Consider the following 486-nt stretch of genomic DNA (forward strand, 5'->3'; position numbering starts at 1 on the left):
AGGTTGGCGTTGTGTTCGTCCATCCGCGACGCGGGCACGCTGCGCACGGCGACCACCAGATCGCGAAAGCCCGGCGCGAACCGTTCGAAGATCCCGGTCACCGTCTCGGCCAAATCCCGCGTGGAGTTGTTGGGTACGTGGACGTAGGTCCACAGCGGGCGGCGGCCGGCGTCATCGACGCGCGACGGGTCGGCGAGATGGGGGAGTGCGGCCAGCACCATGGGCCACTCGGCGTGACGGCCCGCCGCGATCTCGGACTCGGCCAATGCCATCTGCGCGCGGCTGCCGCCCAGATGCAGCGTCGGCGCCTCGGCCAGACGCGGGTCACGCCAAGGTATCTCGCCGCTCAGCACGAAATCGACCTTCGCGACCCCCGGGCCGTAGGCGTATCGGCTCAACGCGCGGGCGTAACGAGACGGCAGGGTCTTGCCGTAGATCGCCAACAGCGCGGTCGGGGCGGTGTCGTAGAGCACCACACCCGGCGGT

The 486-nt window shown here is 70.0% G+C and carries 1 pseudogene; it reads right to left on the bottom strand.

The annotated features are described in order from the left end of the window. A pseudogene (locus tag RNB18_RS51120) lies at positions 1 to 473 on the bottom strand (dehydrogenase); the annotation flags it as partial. Between the last annotated feature and the right edge of the window lie 13 nt (positions 474 to 486).

The sequence above is a fragment of the Streptomyces doebereineriae genome, assembly GCF_031845645.1.
In the GTDB taxonomy this organism is placed as follows: Bacteria; Actinomycetota; Actinomycetes; order Streptomycetales; family Streptomycetaceae; genus Streptomyces; species Streptomyces canus.